Here is a 25,336-nt window from a genome sequence, read left to right as displayed (position 1 = left end):
AGTTTTTCAGGCGGCTATTGTTGTACGATTTGCAGGCATTTCTTCCAGCGGCGGATTATGCCTGAATATGTCGCCTGCGGACGAAGCCCCGAATGCCGGGACAACAACTATAAGAACGCTCAAGAGACCGACGGCATGACCCCCCTCGACGAATACCATCAGCGCCAGATCGCTGAAGCCATTGCCCGTGCCGAGCGGCGCACCGATGCCGAACTGGTGACGGTGCTGGCCCGCCGTGCCGATGATTACGCCTATTGGCCTTTGTTCTGGGCCGCCGTGCTGGCGCTGGCCGTGCCGTGCCTGATGCACTGGCTGCTGGGCTGGCCCGGCGTGCGTGGCCTGCTGGTGGCCAATGTGCTGCTGTTCGTCGGCCTGTGCCTGCTGCTGCGCAACCCACGCCTGGCCGGCTGGCTGATCCCCCGGGCATTGCGCCGCTGGCGCGCTTCGCGCCTGGCCCGCCAACAGTTTCGCGAGCAGAACCTGCAGCGTACTGCTGGAGCCACGGGCGTACTGATTTTCGTCAGCGAGGCGGAGCGGCATGTGGAGATCCTGGTCGACCGCGGCATCGAGCACTACCTGGATGCCTCCGCCCGCGCGGCCATCGTCGCCCGCTTTGCCGAACAGGTACGCCAGGGCCGCACCTTGCAGGGTTTTGTCGAGTGCATCGAGGCGTGCGGCGAGCTGCTCAGCGAGCACGTGCCACCTACCCATGCGCGTAACGAGTTGCCCAACCGGCTGGTGATTCTCGATTGAGTCGGCGTCCGATGGCTTGATGCTTCCCCTGTGGGAGCGGGCGCGCCCGCGAAACAGGCAACGCGGTGGGCACCGGCTTCGCCGGTGTTCGCGGGCAAGCCCGCTCCCACAGAATTGTACATAACTCATTGAATTAGCGGGGATTCTGTGGGAGCGGCTTTAGCCGCGAACACCGGCGCAGCCGGTGCCATGCACACAGGGTACGCGGGCCGCTTGCGAATTCAGCTCTCTACGCGACAGCGCAGCCCAAAGGACTGGGCGATCTCCCACAGGAAGTTAGCCACCCTGTAGAATGCGTGCATTGCGCCAAGCGCTCCCCGCTATCCGAGGCACCGTTTCTCCATGTCCGCCAGTTCTTCTGCCCCATCCGCGCCGGATGCGCGCACCCAGTTTCTCGACCTGCTGAAAGCCGCCTTGCATGGCAATACCTTGGTCAAACTGGTGCTGGCGCGCCATGTCGGTGCCGACCAGACCTTGCAACGGATCATCGCCAAGCCGCTGCAGGTCAAGGGCCAGCCGTGCCTGTCGCTGGTCTACCGCCACCAGACCCGCGACATCACCCGCAACCTGGCGCTGGACCAGGCCCAGGCGCTGGTCACCGAGCTGCTGCCGGACAGCTTCCGCAACGCGCACCTGTTCGACGCCGACGGTGAAGTGCAGCTGACCTTCAGCAAGAAGGGCAAGCCCATGCTCCAGCGCCACGGCGCACAGGCCCCGCGTGAAGCTGCCACCAGCAGTGGCCATGACCGCGAGAAGAAGCGCTACCTGGAGCTGTCACGGCCGTTCCTGCGTGACCTCGGCGTAACTGACGCACAAGGCGCGCTGATCCCGTCCATGTCGCGCAAGTGGAAGCAGATCAACAAGTTCATCGAAGTCTTCGACCACGCCCTGGCCAGCGCCCCTGTGCCGGTGGAGCAGGCGCTGCGGGTGGCCGACTTCGGCTCGGGCAAGGGCTACCTGACCTTTGCCATGCATGACTACCTGCGCAACAGCCTGGGCCGCGAAGCGCAGGTAACCGGCGTCGAGTTGCGCCAGGACATGGTCGACCTGTGCAACGCCGCCGCCTCGCGCCTGGAACACCCAGGCCTGGAATTCCAGTGTGGCGACGTGCGTAGCGTGGTGCCCGAGGCCATCGAGGTGATGATCGCCCTGCATGCCTGTGACATCGCCACCGACTACGCCATCCACACCGGGATCCGCTGCAACGCCGCGATCATCATGTGCTCGCCGTGCTGCCACAAGCAGATCCGCCCGCAACTGCACAGCCCGGGGTTGTTGCAACCGATGCTGCAGTACGGCCTGCACCTGGGCCAGCAGGCCGAGATGTTGACCGACAGCCTGCGCGCGCTGTACCTGGAAGCCTGCGGGTACGAGACCAAGGTGTTCGAGTTCATCTCGCTGGAGCACACCAACAAGAACAAGATGATTCTTGCGGTGAAGCGGCGCCAGGCAGGGGACAACGGGGCGTTGCTGGAGAAGATTGCCCAGCTCAAGGCATTCTATGGGGTGCAGGAGCATTGCCTGGAAACGTTGTTGCGGGCGGATGGGTTGCTCTGATTGTTGCCACCGTTTGACCTGCTCACGCGTGCCTCTGTGGGAGCGGGCGTGCCCGCGAACACCGGCGAAGCCGGTGCCAGCCTCCGCGTTGTATTCTTCGCGGGCATGCCCGCTCCCACAGCGCTCCCAAAGGGCTTGGCGTACTCCTACAGGAATAGCGAAACGCCCATTCTTCCAATCAGAAAGATCAAGAGGATTAAAAAGAAGGTGCGGATAAACCGGCTTCCGTAACGTAATGCCAGGAAAGTACCCGTCAACGAACCTGCAACATTGCAGGCAGCCACCACACCACCGATTGTCCATAGCACATGGCCGGAGGGGATGAAGAAAAGCAGTGCCGCAGTAAATGTACCCAGGTTGACCAACTTTGCAGAGGCCGATGCGTTCAGGAAGTCGAAACCAAAATATTTGACGAAAATGAACAGCAGCAAGCTGCCACTGCCGGGTCCAAAGATACCATCGTAGAAGCCGATGGTGCCACCAAAGAAAATACCCAGTACGATTTCTTTCTTGCCGCATTGTATAGATGTATGGGTTTGCCCAAGGTCTTTCTTGATGAATGTATAAATTGCCATTGCTACCAGAACGACGAAGACAATGTACTCCATCAAGGCTTTGGGCGCCAGCGAGACGGAGTAGGCGCCCAGGAATGCAAAGACAAACGCAGAAAGTGCTGTCGGTAGCATCAGTCGCCATACGATCTTGATTCGTTTCGCATAGCTCAGGGTGGAGAAAATGTTACCCGCGAAAACAGCGACTTTGTTAGTGCCAAATACGGTGGCCAAACTGTGGTTTGGCAGTGCGTGAAGGAGGGCGGGGACTTGCACAAGCCCTCCGCCACCTACTGCTGCATCAATTAATCCGCCGCAAAAAGCGAAAAGGCCCAGAGTGATCAGAGCGTGCTCGAATTCCATGGGTGACACCAGGTTTATGAGTGGAGATCTATCGGCTTTTTGATACGGCAGTCAGGCGTGTGGCCGATCAAATCGGTCAGTTAATTTGGCTCAAGACCTCGCGAAGGTTATAAAGCGCCTTGCCAACACGTTGGTTGTAATCAAGCATGATCGTCTGCAGTCGAACTGGGTCAAAGGTCAGTCCTGTAACCCGGCCATACGCTTGCGCAGCGGCCAAGGCATGCAGACCATGCTTGTTCTCGACTTCGCCGGAATGGCTGAGTACATAGCCTTTTGCGTTTCTTAGATCATTGGTATTTGAACCAAGTGACGGGTTGATAGCCAAAAGTTTATCTTCAATGTGTTGGGCGAGAAAATTGTACTCGCGTCCATTCCAGAGTTCAGATGCGATGGAGACCATCATGGCATTCATCATGGATTGCATATATTCGATAGAATTCATCGGAAGTTTATTCCCTGCTACGCCAACGCTGTAGAGGAAACCGGAGAAATCGTTACACTGCTTTACAGAGAATCGGTCTTGACTCCAGTCGGTTGCGCTGAAGGCGCCTGTCATGTTCGGGTACATTCCATCATGTCCCTCATGTCCTAAGCCGAAATCATCTTTTGCAACTTCGTGCATGTGGGCCATGACGATGCAATGACCACTTTGCTTCTCCAGCGGTAGGGATAGGGTGTCATTCGACAATCGCATGATGACCTTTGCGGAGACCAAGCTTGTCGTTTTATGTGTCTCATTCCATCCGTTGAAGAACTTTAAAACTCCTATGTCAGTATTTTTCTTTTCTAGAAAGAGTTGAAAGGCACTTTCGGTAAGGTGGTGAGAGTCCTGCGTGATGGGATGGTTGAGCACTTCGATCATTGCTTTTTGAATTGCAGGTATGTCCTCAATCTTGGCGAGTAGAGGTTTTCTTCTATGGTCTATGCTGAGTTGTCGTCCAGGTATTTTCAGGTTTTGCAAGTGGCTGGGTAATGATTCGATAAATTTATGTCCAAACTCCTGCATTGATATCGTGTTTTTGAAGAGGCTTTTCCTGTTGTTTTTGGGCATGTGTACCACCTATAAGCAAGCGAGTGAGTGGCCAATGTCGTACTGATGGATAAGGTGTGGAAGGTAGCTAATTTTGTGTTGAATATTATTGTTGTTATGGGTAGTGGTGGTAGGTCCTGATGGTTTTTCTAGGGTATTTAAAGTTCGGCACGAAGAGGCGTGAGCTTTTTGTTAGGGTAGAAAGATGCATGGATGACATTGAGTTTGTCCCTGTTTGGCCTTTGTTTTTTGAGGTCCATTTCGTGCAATAATGACATCACTGTTTTTTTGCTGAAGTCAACAGGTTTTTTAGGGTGTTTGTTTCTGGGGGTAGTTAAGTGCTGGTGGGCGGTGTTATTCCTATGGAAGTTTCTTTTAAAGCTGTAGGAAAGTTTTTTGTTCTTAAGTGGGTTGTGTTTTTGCATTCGTAGGTGCGATCACAGGCTTCGTTATCTTTTGGTTATGGAGCTTGAGTTTGTCTTGAACTCTCAGTTCTCTACCTGTAGTCGTATAGATGCATTCCTCGACCTCTTGAGAGCGATGGATTATTTCAACGCCCTGATCGGCATGCCCTGTGATCGTCAATGCAGCGCTGGCCCCCACAAGCTCCTGAGTCGCTCGACAAAGTGCTGCTTCTGGTTGACCACCGAAGCCTCGCTCAACGGCCGGATGGCAATCGACAGGTGCACCGGACGCGCGTTTGGTGAATAGCCAAACGGCTTCCATAACGCCAGGCTGGCGCCATTGCTTCTCAGCAGAGTGAGCCTTGGGCAAATGATTTATCAGCGGCTCTTGTGAAGCGCAGCACTCGGTAACACGTTATCCGGCACGGACGCATTTGCACCTTTCAGGGGCTCGGCTTCGCTGGCTGATGCTCCAGGCTGACGGGCCTGCCGATATTCGCTGGGCGTGCAGTTGCTGACCTGCTTGAAGGCGCGGGCGAAGTAGGACGGGTCCTTGAAACCTGCCTCATAGCCGATGCTGGTAATCGGCATCTGGCTGTTGACCAGCAGGTCCATGGCCAGGTTCATGCGCTTGCTCAGGATGTAATCCAGAAACCCCACGCCGTTGACCTCCTTGAACAGGCGGCTGAAGCGAGCGGTAGTCATTCCGCAGCGCTGCGCCAGGTCCTTTTGATCGATGCATTCGCGAAAATGCTGGTCGATGTACGGCATCACCTTGCTGAGCGCCTGGTGCTTGTGGTGTTCGCCAGTCAGGCGAATGCTGTCGGGCAGCGACGGCAGATGGTCGATCTGCTGCGAATTGCCCTGACTCTTGATAGTGCGGCGGACTTCGCAAAGCTGCTTCAGGACGCCGAGGTAGCGACTCATCTCGCTGGCTGTAAGCGGCAACACCAGATATTCCCAGACACGCGAACGCATGGCCCAGACGGCCAGTTCTTCGGAGTGCTGCACCGTGAGCATGGTGATCGGGATGGCAGGCGAGCTGCGCTTTACCTCAAGGAGCAGGTTGAGGTTCAGGGTGTCGGGACGATCGAAATGCATGCAGATCATGTCTGCCTGCTGACGTTCGGAATGCGCGACCGTCTTTGCCAGCTTGCAATCGCAGACATGACTGAACTGTGCCATCAAGGCTTCGGTGGAGCGATCACGTGTCAGATCGAACCACAACAACAGGGGCTTTTTGCCCGGGTTAGACATCATGACCTAACCTGCTCCTGAGGGTGTCCCTACGTGCTGCAGTATTGACAACATGCCATCAGCTCGCCGATTGATTTGGTTATTAGGCTAGCTAGTTTTTGTCTATTGCGTTCTATGTGTTGTCTAAAGCCCTGATGTTAGACGGGCTGCGGATTTTTGTTGGTGTTTGGCCAGAACGACCGCTTGTCGCCTTTGACTGAGTGGGCCGTACGCTTATGCTGAATCGAGTGCAAATGCGTTCGAAAGTGCTTCTCACATTATCCTTTCCCGCTTGTTTCCCTGGTGGCCTGTCACTTTTTTCGATGCTGGCAAATGGCCGCAAAAAAGTCCTAGCGATTCGCAAAAATCTCCTAACCACCACTGTCACCGTCTGACTAGGATTCCCAACAGGTAGTGCAAAACACCACTGCCTGGGAATAAAAATAATGTCCTTAGCGAGGTGAGCGAAATGAATATGCAAACTTTCAAGGCTTCGTTGATGAAGTTCGTCAAAGATGAAGATGGCCTGACCGTCGTGGAATATGCGGTAGCAGGTGGGTTGGTTGCCCTCGCCCTTATTACTGCGTTCACCAACTTGGGAACCGCGGTCAAGGGGAAAATCAACGGGCTGATCACTGCGCTTGGAGGCACCGCTGCCCCTTGAACTCATTCTTAACTAAGCCCCAAGGGGGATGCAGCAATGTCAGCAGAGTCTCTGTTCGCCATTGTCGTGCTGCTAGGGCTGCTGGGTATTGCGGTGGTCGGGGATCTTCGTAACCACCGCATTCCCAACTTTCTGGTCTTGCTGGGGTTGGGGTTGGGGTTGGCAGGCCAGGTTTATTCCGCAGAACTTACCGGGCTAGGTTATGGCGTACTGGGTATGTTTATCGGATTTGCCGTGTTTATTCCGATTTACGCGCTGGGGGGCATGGCAGCCGGCGACGTCAAACTTATGGCCATGGTCGGTAGTTTTCTTACACCGCCTGACGCACTTTCAGCAGCACTTTTTAGCCTGATCGCCGGTGGCGTGTGCGGGATGTTGATAGTGCTCCTGCGCGGACAGTTGAAACAGACGTTAGAACGCTACTGGTTGATCTTGACTGCGCAGGCCTATTTTGCGCCGAAGGCGGATGAGGTGGCAGGTAAACCGTTCCCTTATTCAGTCGCGATCCTGTCCGGAACCCTTGTCAGCCTTTATTGGCAACCGCTTGGCCTATAGCCTGGGAGGCTAACAATGTACGCACTCAGAGACAGTGGTGCCTGCGCCTGTGCCAAGGACGCAGTGCAGGGCCTGGCACCTCAGCCACGTACGGTTCGCGAGACTGGCCTGGCAGAAAGCTTTCTCGGTGATTTGTTGTGCAAGCACCTGCATGACGCCGGTACGCTGGACCTGTCGCGTCTGGTGGAGCGCCTGGCGCTGACCGGTGCGGTGGTGGAAGAAGTGCTGGCCTTTCTGCGCAAGGATGGCCGCGTCGAAGTACTGGGCCAGGTCGGTGTGCAAACGGGGGGGCAGGTGCTGCGCTACGGCTTGACCGAACGTGGTCGCGGTACCGCCCGTGATGCACTGGCGCGCAGCGGCTACATCGGCGCGGCGCCCTTCCCGGTAAGTGCCTACCGTGACCTGCTCAAGCTGCAGACCATTCACCATGGACGCATCACTACGCAGGACATGCATACGGCCTTCACCGGTGTCGTGCTTTCGGAGAGCATGCTCGATCAACTGGGCGTAGCGCTGAACTCCGGGCGCGCAATCATGATTTACGGCCCCGCAGGCACCGGCAAGACCTACGTCAGCAGCCGGTTGATTCGCCTGTTCGCCGAATACATCTGGGTCCCTCATGCCATAGAGATCAACGAGTCGGTCATCGAGGTGTATGACCCCCAGGTGCATCAGCGCCTGGAGGAAGAGAGCCAACCGAACAGCCTGTTGCTCAACGAAGGAATCGATCGCCGGCTGGTGCGATGTAAGCGCCCGGTCGTTATCACCGGCGGTGAACTGGGCATGGAGCAACTGGATGTCCGTTTCGATCCCATTACCCGTCAGTACCAGGCCTCCCTGCAGCTCAAGGCCAGCAATGGCCTGTTCATCATCGACGACATGGGGCGCCAGCGCATGGCCCCGGCCGAACTGCTCAACCGCTGGATCGTGCCGATGGAAGAGAAGCGCGACTTCCTCAACCTTGGCGGCGGGCGTCATTGCGAGCTGCCGTTCGATCTGGTGCTGGTGTTCTCCACCAACCTCAACCCGCTGGAGCTGGCTGACGAGGCTTTCTTGCGGCGCATTGGCTACAAGCTGCAGTTCAGCTACCTGAAAGTCGATGAGTACGAACGCATCTGGCGCCAGGAATGCGAACGCCTGGGCCTGGCTTACGATCCGTCGCTGTTGCGCTATGCGCTACAGACGCTGTACGAGGCCGAAGGCGTGCCGCTGGTGCCATGCCACCCTCGCGACCTGCTGAGCATGGCGCTCGACCGCCAGCGATACCAGGGCGGCGATGGTCCGCTGTCGCCGCAGGAGCTGGAATGGGCCTGGCACAGCTACTTCGTTCAGATCGACTTCCTCGGATAAGGAGTTGCAGACATGAGCGCCCGTACGCTTACCCTGATTGCTGTTTCCCTGACCCTGGGGCTTGGTGCCGCCTGGATGGCCAACAACTGGCTCAATGGGCGGCTCAACACCACCCCGGATGACAACATGAAGAACGTGGTGGTCGCCACGGTGGAGATCCCGTTCGGGCAGATGATCGAGGCCCAGCAGGTTGCCATCGTGCGCATGCCCAAGGATGCGGTACCCGATGATGCCTTCGACAGCAACGAAAAGGTGCTGGGCAAGATCGCCACCTTCGCCCTGCTGCGCGGCGATGTCCTGCGCAGCGCACGCCTGGCCGAGCACCTGGGTGGCAGTACCCTGGCTTCGTTGATCGCTCCTGACAAACGTGCCATTTCGGTGCGTGTCGATGACGTGGTCGGGGTGGGGGGCTTCCTCTTGCCGGGTAACCGGGTCGATGTACTGGCGACCAGGCAAAGCAATGGCAGCAGTAATGAAGCAGAGTCCACGACCATCCTCCAGGACTTGCGGGTGTTGGCCGTGGACCAGACCGCGGGGACGGACAAGACGCAACCGGTGGTGGTGCGTGCCGTGACCCTGGAAATGTCGGCCAAAGAGGCCGAGGTCCTGGTCAAGGCGCAATCGGAAGGGAGGTTGCAACTGGCCCTGCGCAACCCGCTGGACGCTAAGAAGCAGCCACCAGTCGTTGCCACTGTCGAGCCGGCCAAGGCCGCGCCGCCAGCCGCCAGGCCGCAACCAAAACCGGTGGTGAATCGCAGCAGTGGCGTTGGCGCGGTCACCATCATCCGCGGGACTGAAGTCGAGATAGCAAAAGCAAGGTTTTAAGGCAGCTGGCTTCCGAATAGCTAACCTTCGGCAGGAACAAGATCACCTCGCAGGGAGTAGTCAATGAATACTTTGCAGAGACTAGGGCTGTACCTGTTGTGTGGGCTGGGTACGCAGCTGCTGTTCGCTGGCGTGGCGCAGGCTGAAGGACCGGGGGCGGGATACCGCGCCATGCCGGCGGCCAATACCAACATGATCCAGGTACCCATCTACAAGTCGCGGACGATCAGCGCTCGTACACCGGTCAGGAAAATCTCGGTCGGCAACCCGGATATTGCCGACATCCTCATCACCAGCCCGACCCAGCTCTATCTGCTCGGCCGTTCTCTGGGCACTACCAACGTGTTGCTTTGGGACAGCAACAACCGCTTGATCGAGACCCTGGATGTGGAGGTCGTGCATGACCTCACCGGGCTCAAGACCAAACTGCACCAGCTGCTGCCCGAGGAAAGCATCGAGGTGTTCAGTGCCCAGGGCGCGCTGGTGCTGCGTGGCCAGGTGCGCAGCGCTGCCGCCATGGACACGGCGATGAAGGTTGCCAAGACCTATGCCGCGCAAACCGCCAGCGTGGTGCAAGGCAAGGGTGAAGCTGCTGAGGCGACGCCGACCCAGTCGCTGGAGGTGATCAACCTGCTCAGTGTCGGTGGCAGCCAGCAGGTAATGCTGGAAGTCAAGGTGGCGGAGATGCAGCGCAGCCTGATCAAGAACCTCAACGTGCGCTTCAATGCCCTTGGCACCTCCGGCAACTGGAGCGGTGGCGGGTTCAACAATGGTCAAGGGCTGGGCCTGACTCCCGGTGGCGGGTCGATCCTTTCGCCTGGTTCGTTGATTGGTGGCGGCAAAGGGTTGTTCGCCCAGTTCCTGTCCGACGATTTCCTCTTCAACGTGGTGCTGGAGGCGTCCAAGGACAATGGTTCGGCCAAAGTGCTGGCTGAACCCACCCTCACCACGCTGACCGGCCAGCAGGCGGAGTTCATTTCAGGTGGCGAGTTCCCGGTGCCGATCACCGAGGATGACGGCATCACCGTCGAATACAAGGAATTCGGGGTCGGGGTGAAGTTCCTGCCGGTGGTGCTCGACTCCGGGCGCATCAACCTCAACCTGAATGTCTCGGTGAGCGAGCTTTCCAACGTCAACTCGCTGGTGCTGGACACGGGCCTGAGCAGTGTCCTGGGCGATGGTGTTACCCAGGTCATTCCGTCGCTGACCAAGCGCAGTGCCGAGTCCACGGTCGAACTTGGCAATGGCCAGACCATCGCCATTGCCGGCTTGATCAGTGAGAACACCCGCGATTTCGTCAGCCGTTTCCCAGGGCTGGGGGACCTGCCGATACTCGGGCACCTGTTCCGCAGCCAATCGTTCATCAACGGTGAAACCGAACTGGTGATCCTGGTGACGCCGCACCTCGCCAAGCCTGTGGATGCCAAGGCGGTGCGCCTGCCCACCGAGAAGTTCGTCGAGCCCAGTGACCTGGACTTCTACCTGCTCGGCAAGACCAAGGGCAGTGAGCCTGGGCGCGCGGTGCCCGTCAGCCTCGGGGTCAGCGGTGGCAACTTTGGCCATGATGTTAACTGATCGGAGAGAACCAGCATGAAAAGCATGATCGTGGGTTGCGCGCTTGTATCGGGGTTGTCCGGCTGCATGACGTATGACGAAGGGCGCGTTGGTCCGTTGGGCTACAGCGTCTACCAGACCACCTACCAGCAGATTGCCGACAAGCAAGTGGCCGCCAACCCAGGCACCGAACTGCCTGCCGCCGGCGCCGATGGGCCATTGCTGGAGAATGTGATCAATGGTTATCGGGGGGCGACTGGCGATGCGCAGCAGGTCGGTCAGCCGATCCAGATCCAAGTCACTGATTCAACTCGCTGATTGAGGGTGTGACCATGTCTCCTCGAGCTCAACGGATGTTCACCGCGCGGCCAGGCCAACAGCGGGGGGCAGTGACTGTCATGATCGTGATCGCTCTGGTAGCGATATTGATGATGGCAGCGTTGGTGCTCGACGGGGGCCACATGCTGTTGAACAAGACACGCTTGCAGAATGCTGTGGACGCTGCCGCCCTGAGTGGCGCAAAGACCCTGAGCCAGGTGATGGGCTCTGGCAATAGTGCCAGTACCGCGCGAGCCGCCGCGCTCTTCACCCTGAACGAAAATGCCAAGGCCGCAGGCAACAACGAACTGTTGACGGCAATCGGCGGCAACCCTGGAGCATTCGCCGTGGTGGAGCTGGCAGACAATGTCTATGGGCCTTTCTCCTTCCCGGGGCCGGTCAATGCCACTTATGTGCGGGTCTCGGTATCGAATTACTCACTGGCGGGTTTTTTCTGGAGCTTCGCCCAGTCAATCGGTACGGGAACCGTGGGGGCCAAGAGCGTGACGGCGATTGCCACCGCCGGGCCGAGCCCGACCAGCCCATGCGATCTTGCGCCGCTGCTGGTGTGTGGCAACCCGGCTCAATACAACCCGGATGCGGGCATGTTCTGGGGCTATCGTTTCGGTGACCTGGAGGTCTTGAAGTCAGCCGCCAAGAACAGTGACCCCATTGGCCCCGGCAATTTCCAGCTGCTCGATTTTGGCTCGGGCGGCAAGGAGGTTGGCGAACTCATGGCTGGCGGCGGCTCGGTTTGCCGCAATGTCGGGGAAAACGTCGACACCAAGCCAGGCAACACGGTGGGCCCTTCCGTTCAAGGTTTGAATACGCGCTTTGGCGACTACACAGGGTCGTTCAAGGGGACGGACTATCCGCCCGACCTGGTGACGACCTACGACAACCCGAAGATCAAGTACAACGACAGCACCACACCGGCGCGACTGGAGCATCAGGGCCAACCTGTCACTTCGAGCAATGGCAACCTCTCTGCTGGCGGTACGTCGCTGTTCGATTACAACGATTATGCCGCTCAGAGCGCCGCATGTGTCGCCGGCGGGGGGACGGGGTGCCAGTCAAACGGAGTTTTCGAGCGGCGGATACTGAAGATCGTAGTGGGCAACTGCTCGGGCAAGAACGCGGGGGCATCCTCGATTCCGGTCCTCGGTTTCGGTTGCTTCTATGTAGTGCAGCCGGCCGATAATTCGGGCGGGAATTCGCAGATCTTCGGCCAGTTCGTCAAGCAATGCGAAGGCGACAACGTACCTGGGCCCACGCCGCAAGACGATTCCGGCCCGCAGATCATCCAGCTGTACAAAACCTTTCTCAACGGCAGTGGCACACCGAGCATCGACTCCTGAGGAACTGTCATGGAACTTCACCGGCTCAAGCGTGCGCAGCGCCAGCAAGGGGTGGCAATCGTCGAGTTCACCATCACCCTGCCGCTGTTGCTCCTGACCTTGCTGGCCTTTGGCGAATTTGGCCGCATGCTTTACCAGTACAACAGTCTGCTGCAAGGCAGCCGTGATGCCGCGCGCTTCGTCGCCAGCCAGGCCTGGAACTCGACCTTGGGCAAGGTCGAGGTGAGCGCTGATCTCGAGTGCATGACCAAGAAAGTGGCGGTGTACGGTGCACCTTCCGCGCCGCCCTGCAGCCTGACCGGCATGCCGGCCAACATCACTGTGCAGGTGGCCAAGGTGGCAGGCACCAACGACCACGTGCAGGTGACCATCAGCTCTGTCTTTTCCCCGCTGGTCGCCAACGGCATTCCTGCCTTTATTGGCGGCAGCACGGCGCTGAACTTCCCATTGGTCGCCACCACCGTGATGAGGGCACTGTGATGAAGCGCAGAGGCATGCAGGAAGGCGTCTACGTCGTAGAGTTCGCGATCATCAGCGCATTGCTGTTCACGCTGTTGTTTGGGGTGCTGGAAATAGGCCGGTTGTACTACACCGTGAACGTGCTGAATGAATCCGTTCGGCGTGGCGCACGTCTGGCAGCGGTCTGCAATATCAGCGACCCGGTAGTGCTGCGTCGGGCGATATTCAACAGCGCCGGCAACAGTGGCGCCAGTACCCTGCTGGCCGACCTGGACACCGGGGACCTGACCCTGCGTTACCTGGACAAGAACGGCGCGCTGGTAGCCAACCCCGGTGATCTGGTGAGTGCCACCGGGTTTGCCGCTGTCCGCTATGTCCAGCTGACCCTGCAGAACTTTCAATTCAGCCTGTTTATTCCAGGTTTTGGGGTGCCCATTACCCTGCCAGTATTCAAGGCGACCTTACCTCGCGAAAGCCTCGGGCGTCATACCGAGGCGGATGTCGCACCGGAGATCACGCCATGCTGAATCTTAGGGAGTCTTCCGTATCCGCTACCTCCATCAAGCCCGGGATGCGTCTGTTGATCAGCAGCTCCGACGCCTTGGCCTTGCGTCAGTTGCAAGAGATCTGTCAGCGCATCTCCGGTCTGGAGGTGAATGTTCGCCAGGTGAGCAATGGGCATTCCGACCCGCTTTTCGGGCTGGACCGGAAGCCCGACTTCTTGCTCTTGCGTGTTGGCCACTTGTGGCGTGAGGAGCTGGCAGCCCTGTTGCAACGCCCGGCCCATGAACGCCCGCCGCTGTTGGTGTGCGGCCTGCTGGACGATCGGGAAGGCATGCGCCTGGCAATGCAGGCCGGTGCCCGCGATTTTCTGCCGGAACCCATCGTTGCCACGGAGCTTATCGCAGCCTTGAACCGTATGGTCATGGAGACCCAGACCAGCAGTACGGCAACCGGGAAACTGATCGCCGTGATGAATGCCAAGGGTGGCTCCGGCGGCACGGTACTGGCTTGTAACCTGGCGCATCAGCTCAGCCTCAAGGGCAACGCGCTGTTGCTTGACCTGGACTTGCAGTTTGGCAGTGTGTCGCATCACCTGGATGTCGCGCAGTCGCACACCCAACTGGATGTGTTGCAGCAGATAAAAGAGATGGACGGGGTGGCACTGCGCGGGTTCTGCAGCCATTTCAGCCCGTCCTTGCATGTGCTTGGCAGTCGCGCCAATGAGCTGTGCTTGCCGCAGGATGTCCAGGCCGAACAGCTCGATGCGCTGCTGCAGTTGGCGCGCGCCAACTATGATTGGGTCGTGGCGGACCTGCCACGGCAGATCGACCACATCACCGCGTCAGTGCTGGAGCAGGCGGACCGGGTGTACGTCGTGGTGCAGCAGAGCGTCAACCACCTGCGCGACGCCAGTTCCCTGGCGCGCATTCTGCGCGATGACCTGGGCGTACGCGGCAATCAGCTGGAGGTGGTGGTCAACCGCTACGACAAGGCGGCACCGGTCAGCCTCAAGGATATCGGCGAGGCGATGCGCTGCACCAATATCGTGAAGCTGCCCAATGACTTCAGCGTCATCAACCAGAGTCAGAACACGGGTGTGCCATTAGGCCTGCAAGCACCTCGGTCGGCGATCACCCAGGCGCTGCGTGGGATGGCCGAGGAACTGGTTGGCAAGCAGGTGGCCACTGACAGCGGACTGTTCAAACGCGCCTTCAAGCGTGTTTTTCGGGGGTGAACCATGCTTAGCGATTTCCGTAACCGTTTGCGCAAACAGGCAGTCACCCCCGAGGCATCGACGCCGTCGAAGCAGGGTGGCGCTGCGAAGGATCCGGCTGAGGCGTTGATGGCCTGGGAGCATTCAGCGCCGGACGTTCTTTTTGAAACCAGAAGCCAGGTCACCCAGGTGGAAGCCGAGTGGCGGGAGAAGACCTATCAGCAACTGCTCAAGGTCATGGACTTGTCCTTGCTCGACTCGCTCGAGCAGGCCGAGGCCGTGCGGCAGATCCGCGATATCTGCCAACGTCTGCTCGATGAGCATTCGGCGCCGGTGAGCTCCGCCAGCCGCCAGCTGATCATCAAGCAGATCACCGATGAAGTGCTTGGCCTTGGCCCGCTGGAGCCGCTGCTGGCCGACCACACGGTGTCCGACATTCTGGTCAACGGGCATGACTCGGTGTACGTCGAGCGGTTCGGCAAGTTGCAGCGCACCGATGTGCGTTTTCGCGACGATCAGCACCTGCTCAACATTATCGACCGCATCGTCTCCAGCCTCGGCCGGCGTATCGACGAGTCTTCGCCGTTGGTCGATGCCCGCCTCAAGGATGGTTCACGGGTCAATGCGATCATCCCGCCGCTGGCCATCGATGGGCCAAGTATCTCGATCCGCCGTTTCGCGGTGGACCTGCTCAATACCGACAGCCTGATCCAGGCGGGCGCCCTGACCCCGGCCATCGCGTTGCTGCTCAAGGCGATCGTGCGGGGCCGGCTGAACGTGCTGATCTCGGGCGGCACCGGCTGTGGCAAGACCACCATGCTCAATGTGCTGTCCAGTTTCATTCCCCACAACGAGCGCATTGTCACCATCGAGGACTCTGCCGAGCTGCAACTGCAGCAGCCACATGTGGTGCGCCTGGAAACACGGCCTGCGAACATCGAGGGGCGCGGCGAGGTGGGCCAGCGGGAGCTGGTGCGCAACAGCCTGCGGATGCGCCCGGACCGTATCGTGATCGGTGAGGTGCGTGGTGCCGAGGCGCTGGACATGCTGACGGCGATGAACACCGGCCACGATGGCTCACTGACTACCATCCACGCCAACACCGCTCGCGATGCGTTGGGCCGGGTCGAGAACATGGTCCTGATGTCTGGCGCCACGTTCCCGATCAAGGCCATGCGTCAGCAGATCGCATCGGCCATCGATGTGGTGATCCAGCTGGAGCGGCAGGAAGACGGCAAGCGGCGGTTGGTAAGCGTGCAGGAGATCAACGGCATGGAAGGCGAAATCATCACCATGACCGAGATCTTCTCTTTTGTCCGCAATGGTGTGGGCGAGCAGGGCCAGGTGCTTGGCGACTTCCGGCCGAGTGGCATGGTCCCGGCCTTTCGCGATGCCTTGGCCAAGCGCGGGATCGAACTGCCGCTGACGATGTTCAGGCCTGAATGGATGGAGGCTCGTCAGCCATGAGCCAGATACCCGGTGAATACATCCTGATATTTCTCGGCATGGTGTTCATTGCCGTGTTTCTCCTCAGCCAAGGGTTGGTGGTGCCGGTGTTCGGCGAGGCGGGCAAGGTACGTAAACGTATCCGCAGCCGACTGGTGATCCTGGAGCGCGCAAGCCATCTGCCGAACATGCAGACCGTGTTGCGGCAGAAATACCTGACTCGTTTGTCGCCGCTGGAGGCGTGGCTCGAGCAGTTACCCTTCATGGCGACGCTGACGCAAATGATCGAGCAGGCCGGGCATGAGTACCGGGCCTATCGGGTACTGCTGTTGGGGCTCGTGCTGGCAGCGGCTGCCGGGATGCTGGCCTGGCTGTTCTTTCCTTACTGGTGGTTGGCGCTGGCGGCTGCGTTCGTGGCGTTCTGGCTGCCGCTGCTGAAAATCACCCATGACCGTGGCAAGCGTTTCGCCCAGTTCGAAGAGGGTTTGCCGGATGCGCTGGAGGCCATGTGCCGGGCATTGCGCGCCGGACACCCCTTCAATGAAACCCTGCGCCTGGTGGCAGAGGAACACAAGGGGCCGGTGGCGCATGAATTCGGCCTGACCTTCGCCGATATCAACTACGGAAATGATGTGCGCCGGGCCATGCTTGGCCTGCTGGAGCGGATGCCCAGCATGACGGTGATGATGCTGGTCACCTCGATCCTCATTCACCGAGAGACCGGCGGCAACCTGACCGAAGTACTGGAGCGCCTGAGCAACCTGATCCGCGGGCGTTTCCGCTTTCAGCGCAAGGTCAAGACCATGTCGGCCGAAGGGCGTATGTCGGCTTGGGTGTTGGTGGCCATACCCTTCCTGTTGGCGGCAGCGATCATTATCACGAGCCCGGACTACCTGACGTTACTGATCAAGGATCCCACTGGGCAAATGTTGGTCATGGGGGCTTTTGGCTCAATGTTGGTGGGGATTTTCTGGATTCGTAAAATTATCCGTATCCAGATTTAGGCAGTTCTCGCATGGGGGCGTCGGTCATGGACTATTTGCTCGGTTTGTTGAGTGGGGTGACGGACAACGAGGCATTGGCACGCCTGCTGATCGTCGGTGCGATCGGGATGAGCACGGTCATTGCGGTCATCACCGTGACGTTGCTTGTGCTGGGGTTGCAGAGCCCGCTGCAACGCCGTCTTGCATTGATCAAGCGTGACCACTCCAGCGCTGCGCCCGGGCGGGAGGCGCCAGGAAACCTTCAGCTTCTACTGGAGCGGGTTGGTCGGCGCGTTACCCCGTCTACGGATGGACAGGTGTCAGCTACTCGAACCCTGTTGACCCACGCGGGTTATGGTTCGGCGTCGGCGGTACAGGTGTATTGGGCAGTGCGTTTGCTGTTGCCGTTGCTGCTGGTAGGCGTTTCGCTGTTGGTATTGCCACTGGTTCCGAACCTTTCCCTGATGACGGGCATGGGAGTGGTGGCCATGGGGGCTGCTAGCGGATGGCTATTGCCGGCAATGTATGTCGACAAGCGCAAGACGGCTCGGCAGGGGCGGTTGCGTGCGGCCTTTCCTGACGCCCTGGACCTGATGGTGGTTTGCGTGGAGTCGGGCCTGGCGTTGCCCCAGGCGATCGAGCGGGTGGCCGAAGAAATGGCGGTCAGCCAGGCCGAGCTGGCCGAGGAACTGGCGTTGGTCAATGCGCAGATCCGCGCCGGCATTTCCAGTACCGAAGCGCTCAGGCAACTGGCTGACCGCACCGGTCTGGAAGACATCCAGGGCCTGGTGAGCTTGTTGGCCCAGAGCATCCGCTTCGGTACCAGCGTAGCGGCTACCTTGCGCATCTATGCCGAGGAGTTTCGTGACCGGCGCATGCAGGCCGCCGAGGAAATGGGCGCGAAAATCGGGACAAAGCTGGTTTTTCCGCTAATTTTCTGTCTGTGGCCAAGCTTCTTTCTGGTAGCCATCGGCCCGGTGATCATCGGGATACTTAAAACGTTCGGGAAGCCATGACATGAACAGGATCAGCTTGCTGTTGACGATGATAGCCGTGCTCTCAGGTTGCCAGAGCACGGGGCCAGACCTGAATGGTGTACGTTCTGTCTACTCCGCTGGCAATTCGGTGCTCTACCAGGTGCAGTCGCAAAGCAACTCGCCCGACCAGGCGATGCAGGTGGCGGCAATGGCTTACCAGGCCGGTGACCTGGACCAGGCGCTGTACCAGTACTTGCGCGTCCTTGAGCTGGCGCCCGAACGTTATGAGGCGCTGGTCTGGGTTGGCCGTATCCACCGCGAACGCGGCAATAACCAGCTGGCCGAGATGGCCTTCACCGAGGTGCTGGGCAAGGCACCTGAAAACCCCGATGCCCTGACCGAAATGGGCCTGCTGAATCTGTCCATGCGTAAACATGAGCAAGCCAAGGCGATGCTGTTGAAGGCTGTTGCCGTGGATCAGCAGCGCTTCACCAAGGACCCGGCCAATACCCAGACAGGGGCGGCTGCGCTCAGGGTCGACAGCAAGTCACCGCTCAAGGCCTACAACGGGCTGGGGGTGCTCGCGGATCTGGCCGACAACTTCGCCGAGGCGCAGACGTACTACCGCCTGGCCGAGCTCATCGATCCACGTTCGGCGTTGGTGCAGAACAGCCTGGGGTATTCCTACTACATGGCCGGGCAATGGGCCGATGCCGAGCTACGCTACAAACGTGGCGTGAGCTACGACGGGACCTACAAACCGCTTTGGCGCAACTATGGGTTGCTGCTGGCTCGCATGGGGCGCTATGAGGAGGCTGTGTCTGCCTTCGAACAGGTCGAAAAGCGTGCCGAAGCCAGCAATGATGTCGGCTATGTCTGCCTGGTGGAAGGCAAGCTGGATGTGGCCGAGCAGTTTTTCCGCAGCGCCATCGAGTTGTCGCCGGGGCACTATCCCATCGCCTGGGAAAACCTGAACAGGGTCCAGCAGATTCGGCAAATCCGCCAGATGGGCGGCGATGTGGCGATGCCCGAGCCCATTGCAGTTGGCCCGGCCGTGCAGGTGACAACGGCATCGGCGCCTTGATGGGCCGCAAAGCGGCCCCTGATGGGTTCATTTCACCTGTGGGTGAGCGGTGCTTCAATAGCCAGCGCTGCTTGCCCCAACGGATGCGTACCGGCATCAAAGAAATGCAGCGCTGTCCCCGGCATATCCCCGAAGCGATCGATGAAATGCTGCTTCTGGTTGATCACCGATGCCTCGCTCAACGGCCTTATGGCAATCGACAGATGCGTCGGTCGGGCCAGCCGGATGGCTTCGAGCAGGTGCTGGTCACTGCTGTCCAGGTGCTGCCCGAACAGGCATAGCCCTTGGCTTTCCCGCGCCAGTTGCCCCAGGCACCAGCCCAGGTAATCCGAGTTGCGGATGGCGCGCAGTTTCTCGTCGCTGCGGTCTTCGTTGACGAACAGCGGCACTTCGCCCGGGATGTTCACGGCAAAACCATCGAGCAGTTCGGCGCTGTCGGCGCTGCGTTGACGGGTGGTGCCGTCGGGCAGCTTCAGCAGGTGCAGGCCACCATGCAGGTGCAGCACCCGGGTGCCTTCGCCGCTGGTGCGGCGCACGTCGAAGAAACCTTGCTCGTCGAACAGTTCGGCGAAGCCGTGCGGGGCGTGTCGCACGGCCCAGGGTAGCAGCAGGTCATAGTTGCTGGTGTAGACGCTGCGGTAGCCGCGCAGGGCCTGGTTGAGGGTTGCCAGGGTGGCCGCCGGCATGAGTGGCCACGGCAGGTGCACCGTGCGTACGGCGTGGATCAGCGCTTCCTTGATCGAGTAGTAGCGGTTCAGCGGCGCGGTGGAGTTGATGGCCAGCGCGGCGTTGGCGCGCACTGTGGTGTTGAGGGTGCTGAGTACCGGCTCGAACAGTTCCGTGCCCAGCGACTTGAACAATGCCTGGTCGCTGACGGCCAGGCCTTTCTTGCGACCGGCGCGTTGCGCTTCCTCGAACAGCGAGAAGTAACCGAACGGCTTCCACAGCGCGCGGCTGGCGCCGTTGCCCAGCAGTAGTGCGTCGCAAGGGTGTAGGGCGGCGAGTTCTGGCCAGGGGGTGAGGGTGGCGTCGAGTGCGGGCATGCTGGGGTCCGTTGGGTGGAGCGGGAACGGGGGCGACTTTAGCATGTCATGCAAGGTGTGCGAGGGTTGTATCCAGGCAAGGGCCTTGTGTCGGCAATGCCGGCCTCTTCGCGGGTGAACCCGCTCCCACAGGTACTGCACTGAATTCGAGGGCAGTACCTGTGGGAGCTGGCTAGCCGGCGACAGGGGCAGTGGCAACAATGCATCTCTTCAACCTTGCTCAGCCACCTTCACACTGCGACTCCTGTTACGCCACAGCCGATACGCGCGGATGCCCGCCCGCACCGAGCCGAACAGCAGTTTGTCTTCCATCTCCCTTGCCATCCCCGAGCGCACCAGCATGCGCAGGAAGGTGCCGCGGGCGCGGGCGATGGCGAAGAAGATGCCCTGGGCCGCCAGGGTGTCGCGTACCTCGCGCAGGGCGGCGATGCCGCTGACGTCGATACTGGTTACCGCTTCGGCGTCGAACAGCACGGCCTTGGGCTGGTCCTGGCTCTGCACCGCTTCGAGCAGGCGCATCTTGAAGTAGTCGGCGTTGAAGAACAGGATCGCGTCGTCGAAGCGGTATACCACCAGGCCTGGCACGGTACGGGCATCCTTGTGTTTGTGGATGTCCACCTGGCCTTCGGTGCCCGGCAGCCAGCCCAGTACCGCGTCGGTGGGCTGGTAGATGCTGTACAGCAGGCGCAGGATCGCCAGGGTCACGGCAAACACGATGCCGGGCAGCACGCCCAGGCTCAGCACGCCAACCGTGGTAAGCAGGCACAGCCAGAACTCGAAGCGGCTCAGGCGGCGGATGTGCCTAAGCGACTTGATATCGATCAGCCCCCAGCCGGCCATCAGCAGCACGGCGCCCAGCGCAGCCTGCGGGATCCACGCCATCGGTGCGGTGAAGAACAGCAGGATCAGGGCGATGACCAGCGCAGCAATGATGCCCACCAGCTGGCTTTTGCCACCGACCATGTCGTTGACCGCGGTGCGCGAGTCGGCGCCGCTGATGGCAAAGCCTTGGGAAACCCCGGCTGCCAGGTTGCTTACGCCCAGGGCGACGAATTCGTGGTTGGCGTTGATCGCGTAGCCGTGCCGGGCGGCAAAGCTGCGTGCGGTGAGCATGGCGCTGCAGAAGCTGACGGTGGCGATACCCAGGGCATCGCGCAGCAGGCTTTTCATTTCTGCCAGGTTACTGTGTGGCCAGGCCAGCTGCGGGATGCCGGCAGGTACCGGACCGAGTATGGCGACGCCGAAGCGATCGAGGCCGAACAGGCCGACCAGCAGCATGAACAGCGCCACTACCGTTAGTGCCGCGGGCAGGCGCGGGTAGCGCCGTGGCAGCCAGATCAGCAGGCCCAGTGCGGCGATGCCGATGAGCAGCGTCACCCAGTGGATTTCGCCCAGGCGCTGGAGGAAGTTGATCAGGCTGAGGATAAAGCCGTCGCCCTCGATCTTGAACCCCACCACCTTGGACAACTGCCCGGCGATCAGGCTCAGGCCGATGCCGTTGAGATAGCCGATCAGGATCGGCCGCGAGAAGAAGCTGGCGATGAACCCGGCCCGGGCCACGCCGGCAGCGATCAGCATTACCCCGACCAGCAGGGTGACGATCACCGACAGTTCGGCAATCCGGTGCGGCTCGCCCATGGCCAACGGCGCCACGGCGCCGGCGATCATCGCGCAGGTGGCGGCGTCGGGGCCGACCATCAGCTGGCGTGAGCTGCCGATCAGGGCGTAGACCATCATCGGCAGCACGCAGGCGTACAGGCCGTACTGCGGCGGCAGGCCGACGATCTGCGCGTAGGCGATGGCAATGGGAATCTGGATCGCCGCCACCGAGAGGCCAGCCTGCAAGTCGGCGTGGAACCACTCGCGGCGGTAGTGCAGCAGGTTGGCAAGGCCCGGTAGCCAGCGGGAGAGAAACATGCGTCGTCCTTTCGAAATGTTTCACGAAACCATCCACGCATTGAAGCGGATCGGCAGGCAAATGGCCATGGGACAGGTCAACGGAGGGGGCAGAAACGAAAAAAGGAGCCAAGGCTCCTTTTGACAGCGATGACGTTAATGGAACGCCATGCGGTAATGCGATGTGGAGCGGGTAGAGGGAATCGAACCCTCAACTAAAGCTTGGGAAGCTTTCGTTTTGCCACTAAACTATACCCGCATCTGCGCTGCACTTTTTACCAGAACCCTCCACGAATTAGAAGCCCAAGTTATAAAAAAGCTTGTCGGCACCCCATAGCCTGCGGGTATCACCTACGGGGCGCCGATGCGCTCAGATGGCCAATGCATGCTGCCCCTGTTGTACGTGCTGGTAGCGTTGACGGGGCTCGCGCACGGTCGGCTTGAGGAAGCCGAGCAAGACGCTGCGGGTGTCCTCGCAGGCGGCCTTGTTTTCCATGTCGAGGAAGTGGCCCGCGTCACGGATCACGCTGAACTGGCTCTTGCCCACATGCTTGCTGAACTGCCGGGCATCTTCGACCGTGGTGTATTCATCGCGGTCGCCGTTGATGAACAGCACCGGGATGTCGATGTTGCGCGCGCCGTTCAGGGCCCGTTCCAGGTCGTGCTGCAGCACTTCGTTGATGTGGAAGTGCATCTGCGCGTACTCGTGGCTGTCCAGGCTGCTGACGTGCCGGTAGTTGAAGCGCTTGAACAGTGATGGCAGGTGCTTGCCGATGGTGTCGTTGACCAGGTTGCCGACCTGATAGCGGTCGCAGGCGGCCAGGTACTGGCAGCCACGGGCCAGGTAATCGCGCATCGGTTCGTTGATCACCGGCGAGAACGAGCTTACCACCGCTTTCTTCACGTACCGCGGCTGGTGCGCCAGCGCCAGCAGTGTGCTTGCGCCACCCCACGAGAACGACATCACGTGGTCTGCCTGGAAGTGATCGATCAGCTCAAGGAGGATATGTGCTTCGGTCTCCTTGCTGATCAGGCGTTCCTGGCGATTGTGAGGCTTGGACTTGCCCGCGTATGGCTGGTCGAACAGTACTACGTTGAACTGCGGGTGCAGGTTACGTACCGTCTGGGCGAACGAGGCCGTGGTGGCCAGCGAGCCGTTGATCAGGATGATCGTTTTCTCGGCTGCATCCGCGCGATAGAACTCCGTGTAAACCCGATACTGACCTTGGATATCAAGTACAGCGATTTCTGGCCTCATGTCATCGACTCCTGGCGCAAAAAGGGTATTCGCGTCACCTAGGGTGCACGTTCTTTATGACAGGTAGGCATTTGCCTGAAGAGAAACCGGGGGGCCCTGTGTCGATCCTTGGCACGTGCGTCGACGGTATTGTTTTTGGCGGGCAATTTGCCGTGCCCCAAGGCATCGAGGCCCCGGGTGGCCGACAAAAGGTGTCTTCGACCGCAATCGTGACTTGGTAGTCACATGCAGACTGACGATTTGGATTCAAGCAGTGGGTGGGGAATCCCGCAAGTGCCGTTCGGGGGAAAATGTGACTTTTGCCGCTGGGCGGTCGTATGACGCACCCCGTGCGGTCTGTTCCTGCCTCTTCGCGGGCACGCCCGCTCCCACAGGGATCACACCAGCCCGGAGGCCAGGGGTGTACCTGTGGGAGCGGGCGTGCCCGCGAAGAGGCAGGAACAGGCTGACTAGACCGTGGCTATTTCATCCGCCGTGAGCTCACGAAATGCCCCTGGCGCCAACCCCGGGTCCAGCCGGATCGCCCCCATGCTCTCGCGATGCAACCCCACTACCTTGTTGTCGAAATGGCCGAACATGCGCTTGACCTGGTGATATCGCCCTTCGACGATTGCCAGCCGCGCCTGGCGCGGCCCCAGGATGTCCAGCTGGGCGGGCAGGGTGGTGAGGTTTTCGAAGGCGAAGTAGAAACCTTCGAGGAACTTGGCCACATAGTGCTCGCCAATCTCGTCCTCGGTTTCCACCAGGTAGTGCTTGGGCAGCTTGGTCGCGGGCTGGGTAAGCCGCCGTGACCACTGGCCATCGTTGGTCAGGATCATCAGGCCGGTGGTGTTGAAGTCCAGGCGCCCGGCAATGTGCAGGTCCTCACGCAACGCGGCGGGCAGCAGGTCGAGCACGGTGCGGTGTTGCGGGTCCTGGGTGGCGCTGACACAGCCAGTGGGCTTGTGCAGCATCAGGTAGCGCGCCGGGCGGCCAGCCTGCAGCAACTGGTCGTCCAGCTCCACACGGCTGAATTCGCGCACCTCGGCCAGCGGGTCACTGACCACTTGGCCATCTACCCGCACGCGGCGTTGCGCCAGCATCAGGCGGACTTGCTGGCGGTTGTGGCTGGGCAGGTTGGCGAGGAAACGGTCGAGGCGCATGGCAAACGGTCAGTGGGAAGCGGGTGAGCGGAGTTGTTCTTCAACGGCGGCGCAGCGCGGGCACAGGCAGGCTTTGTCGCGCAGCTCGGCGGGCAGGGCCTGGAGCACGGCAGGGTCGATGCTCACGCCGAAGCACCAGCAGGCCTGGGTGGCCCGACGCGGGTCGGCCAGGCTGCACTGGTTGAGGGCTCCACAGGCGGGGCAGTGCTGGTTGTCATGCATGGCTGCCGCTCACATGTATCAAATTGTTGCAGAAATGGCACTGCACTTCGGCGCCACTGTCTTATTCGATGTCGATGATCGCATTTCACATCGACGCTCGCCAGCGCCGCTGTTCGGGCACTCCAGCGGTCCAGGAGGCCGCCATGTTCTATCGAATCCTGTTGATCGCCCTGCTGGGGCTGATGACTTCCGCCTGCGTTCCGTACTACGAGAGCGGGGGCTATTACCGGTCTGACCACTACTATTCCGACCGTTACGTATCACCGGATTATTACCGCTATGACCGTTATTACGTGACGCCGCAACCGCGCTATTACTATCAGCCGGCGCCGCGCTACTACTACCGCTCGGCGCCAGCGCCTCATTACCGGTCTTATCCGCAGCCGCGGATGCAGCAGTGGTATGGCAACCCGCGCCATGACTATGGCAACCGCCAGCGGTATGACTATGGGCGCGACCGGGACCGTCATGATTATCGCGGTGGCAGCCAGCGCTACCAGAATGACCGTTGGCACTCCAACGGTCATTCTGGTAGCGCTGGCTGCCACCGCGATAGTCATGACGGGCCCGGTCGCGCCCATAGTCATACCG

Annotated in this window: 25 protein-coding genes and 1 tRNA gene; 17 read left to right on the top strand and 9 right to left on the bottom strand. The window is 60.1% G+C overall.

Features of this window, described 5'->3' with window-relative positions:
* The first annotated feature begins 135 nt into the window (after positions 1–135).
* Together J5M71_RS21675 and J5M71_RS21670 are read left to right on the top strand one after the other, a co-directional pair.
* Positions 136–753, top strand: coding sequence for a TPM domain-containing protein (locus J5M71_RS21675; RefSeq protein WP_207836673.1), 618 nt, complete (start codon positions 136–138; stop codon positions 751–753).
* 342 nt (positions 754–1,095) lie between these two features.
* Positions 1,096–2,310, top strand: coding sequence for an SAM-dependent methyltransferase (locus J5M71_RS21670; protein WP_207836649.1), 1,215 nt, complete (start codon positions 1,096–1,098; stop codon positions 2,308–2,310).
* A gap of 146 nt (positions 2,311–2,456) precedes the next feature.
* Here the strand turns inward: J5M71_RS21670 and J5M71_RS21665 are convergent, their stop codons facing one another.
* From J5M71_RS21665 to J5M71_RS21655, 3 genes are all read right to left on the bottom strand, one after another.
* On the bottom strand, positions 2,457–3,224 hold the full coding sequence (locus J5M71_RS21665; RefSeq protein WP_207836647.1) for a TSUP family transporter: 768 nt from the start codon (positions 3,222–3,224) through the stop codon (positions 2,457–2,459).
* A 76-nt stretch (positions 3,225–3,300) separates the two neighbouring features.
* Positions 3,301–4,275, bottom strand: coding sequence for a hypothetical protein (locus J5M71_RS21660; RefSeq protein WP_243434297.1), 975 nt, complete (start codon positions 4,273–4,275; stop codon positions 3,301–3,303).
* Positions 4,276–5,036: 761 nt separating this feature from the next.
* On the bottom strand, positions 5,037–5,918 hold the full coding sequence (locus tag J5M71_RS21655) for an AraC family transcriptional regulator (RefSeq protein WP_207836638.1): 882 nt from the start codon (positions 5,916–5,918) through the stop codon (positions 5,037–5,039).
* Positions 5,919–6,363: 445 nt separating this feature from the next.
* Here J5M71_RS21655 and J5M71_RS21650 point away from each other — a divergent pair, with 445 nt between their 5' ends.
* The 14 genes from J5M71_RS21650 (at position 6,364) to J5M71_RS21585 (ending at position 19,184) form a co-directional block, all read left to right on the top strand.
* Complete coding sequence (locus tag J5M71_RS21650) at positions 6,364–6,558, top strand: Flp family type IVb pilin (RefSeq protein ID WP_207836634.1); 195 nt, start codon at positions 6,364–6,366, stop codon at positions 6,556–6,558.
* A gap of 36 nt (positions 6,559–6,594) precedes the next feature.
* Positions 6,595–7,113: a prepilin peptidase gene (locus tag J5M71_RS21645; protein WP_207836631.1), complete on the top strand. Its 519-nt coding sequence runs from the start codon at positions 6,595–6,597 to the stop codon at positions 7,111–7,113.
* 15 nt (positions 7,114–7,128) lie between these two features.
* Complete coding sequence (locus tag J5M71_RS21640) at positions 7,129–8,463, top strand: AAA family ATPase (protein WP_207836622.1); 1,335 nt, start codon at positions 7,129–7,131, stop codon at positions 8,461–8,463.
* Between the two features lie 12 nt (positions 8,464–8,475).
* Positions 8,476–9,288, top strand: coding sequence for a Flp pilus assembly protein CpaB (gene cpaB, locus J5M71_RS21635; RefSeq protein WP_207836620.1), 813 nt, complete (start codon positions 8,476–8,478; stop codon positions 9,286–9,288).
* Positions 9,289–9,351: 63 nt separating this feature from the next.
* A complete protein-coding gene (locus tag J5M71_RS21630) occupies positions 9,352–10,863 on the top strand; it encodes a type II and III secretion system protein family protein (RefSeq protein ID WP_243434296.1) in 1,512 nt (503 codons plus the stop codon).
* A gap of 15 nt (positions 10,864–10,878) precedes the next feature.
* Positions 10,879–11,160: a hypothetical protein gene (locus J5M71_RS21625; protein ID WP_063913206.1), complete on the top strand. Its 282-nt coding sequence runs from the start codon at positions 10,879–10,881 to the stop codon at positions 11,158–11,160.
* 14 nt (positions 11,161–11,174) lie between these two features.
* On the top strand, positions 11,175–12,518 hold the full coding sequence (locus tag J5M71_RS21620) for a TadE/TadG family type IV pilus assembly protein (RefSeq protein WP_233687032.1): 1,344 nt from the start codon (positions 11,175–11,177) through the stop codon (positions 12,516–12,518).
* A 9-nt stretch (positions 12,519–12,527) separates the two neighbouring features.
* Positions 12,528–12,998: a TadE/TadG family type IV pilus assembly protein gene (locus J5M71_RS21615; protein ID WP_207836608.1), complete on the top strand. Its 471-nt coding sequence runs from the start codon at positions 12,528–12,530 to the stop codon at positions 12,996–12,998.
* Positions 12,998–13,504, top strand: coding sequence for a TadE family protein (locus J5M71_RS21610; RefSeq protein ID WP_063913203.1), 507 nt, complete (start codon positions 12,998–13,000; stop codon positions 13,502–13,504). The genes J5M71_RS21615 and J5M71_RS21610 overlap by 1 nt, the downstream gene beginning before the upstream one ends.
* Positions 13,498–14,715, top strand: a complete 1,218-nt coding sequence (locus J5M71_RS21605) for an AAA family ATPase (protein ID WP_207836596.1) — start codon at positions 13,498–13,500, stop codon at positions 14,713–14,715. The genes J5M71_RS21610 and J5M71_RS21605 overlap by 7 nt, the downstream gene beginning before the upstream one ends.
* Positions 14,716–14,718: 3 nt before the next feature.
* On the top strand, positions 14,719–16,161 hold the full coding sequence (locus J5M71_RS21600; protein WP_207836593.1) for a CpaF family protein: 1,443 nt from the start codon (positions 14,719–14,721) through the stop codon (positions 16,159–16,161).
* The gene (locus tag J5M71_RS21595; RefSeq protein WP_207836588.1) at positions 16,158–17,144 is read left to right on the top strand and encodes a type II secretion system F family protein; all 987 of its coding nucleotides are present in this window, start codon (positions 16,158–16,160) and stop codon (positions 17,142–17,144) included. Before J5M71_RS21600 ends, J5M71_RS21595 begins: the two co-directional genes overlap by 4 nt.
* Before the next feature lie 26 nt (positions 17,145–17,170).
* The gene (locus J5M71_RS21590; protein WP_207836585.1) at positions 17,171–18,139 is read left to right on the top strand and encodes a type II secretion system F family protein; all 969 of its coding nucleotides are present in this window, start codon (positions 17,171–17,173) and stop codon (positions 18,137–18,139) included.
* Position 18,140: 1 nt separating this feature from the next.
* The gene (locus J5M71_RS21585) at positions 18,141–19,184 is read left to right on the top strand and encodes a tetratricopeptide repeat protein (RefSeq protein ID WP_207836582.1); all 1,044 of its coding nucleotides are present in this window, start codon (positions 18,141–18,143) and stop codon (positions 19,182–19,184) included.
* A 32-nt stretch (positions 19,185–19,216) separates the two neighbouring features.
* Here the strand turns inward: J5M71_RS21585 and J5M71_RS21580 are convergent, their stop codons facing one another.
* The 6 genes from J5M71_RS21580 to J5M71_RS21555 all read right to left on the bottom strand — a co-directional run bounded on the left by J5M71_RS21580 (position 19,217) and on the right by J5M71_RS21555 (position 24,745).
* Positions 19,217–20,227, bottom strand: a complete 1,011-nt coding sequence (locus J5M71_RS21580; protein WP_207836580.1) for a DUF4917 family protein — start codon at positions 20,225–20,227, stop codon at positions 19,217–19,219.
* Between the two features lie 210 nt (positions 20,228–20,437).
* Positions 20,438–22,144 (bottom strand): SulP family inorganic anion transporter, encoded by a 1,707-nt coding sequence (locus tag J5M71_RS21575; RefSeq protein WP_207836578.1) that lies wholly within the window; start codon positions 22,142–22,144, stop codon positions 20,438–20,440.
* Between the two features lie 164 nt (positions 22,145–22,308).
* Positions 22,309–22,382 (bottom strand) — tRNA-Gly (locus J5M71_RS21570).
* A 111-nt stretch (positions 22,383–22,493) separates the two neighbouring features.
* Positions 22,494–23,381: a (R)-3-hydroxydecanoyl-ACP:CoA transacylase gene (gene phaG, locus J5M71_RS21565; protein ID WP_207836576.1), complete on the bottom strand. Its 888-nt coding sequence runs from the start codon at positions 23,379–23,381 to the stop codon at positions 22,494–22,496.
* A gap of 449 nt (positions 23,382–23,830) precedes the next feature.
* Positions 23,831–24,523, bottom strand: a complete 693-nt coding sequence (locus tag J5M71_RS21560; RefSeq protein ID WP_063913193.1) for a pseudouridine synthase — start codon at positions 24,521–24,523, stop codon at positions 23,831–23,833.
* Positions 24,524–24,532: 9 nt separating this feature from the next.
* A complete protein-coding gene (locus tag J5M71_RS21555; RefSeq protein WP_207836556.1) occupies positions 24,533–24,745 on the bottom strand; it encodes a cysteine-rich CWC family protein in 213 nt (70 codons plus the stop codon).
* 143 nt (positions 24,746–24,888) lie between these two features.
* On the opposite strand from J5M71_RS21555, the gene J5M71_RS21550 reads away from it, so the two are divergent.
* The coding region (locus J5M71_RS21550) for a hypothetical protein (RefSeq protein WP_243434295.1) at positions 24,889–25,336 on the top strand (448 nt) is incomplete at its 3' end.

Source organism: Pseudomonas sp. 43(2021), assembly GCF_017490805.1.
In the GTDB taxonomy this organism is placed as follows: domain Bacteria; phylum Pseudomonadota; class Gammaproteobacteria; order Pseudomonadales; family Pseudomonadaceae; genus Aquipseudomonas.
Note: the sequence above shows the minus strand (reverse complement) of the source record. Positions and strands in the feature narration are given on the sequence as shown.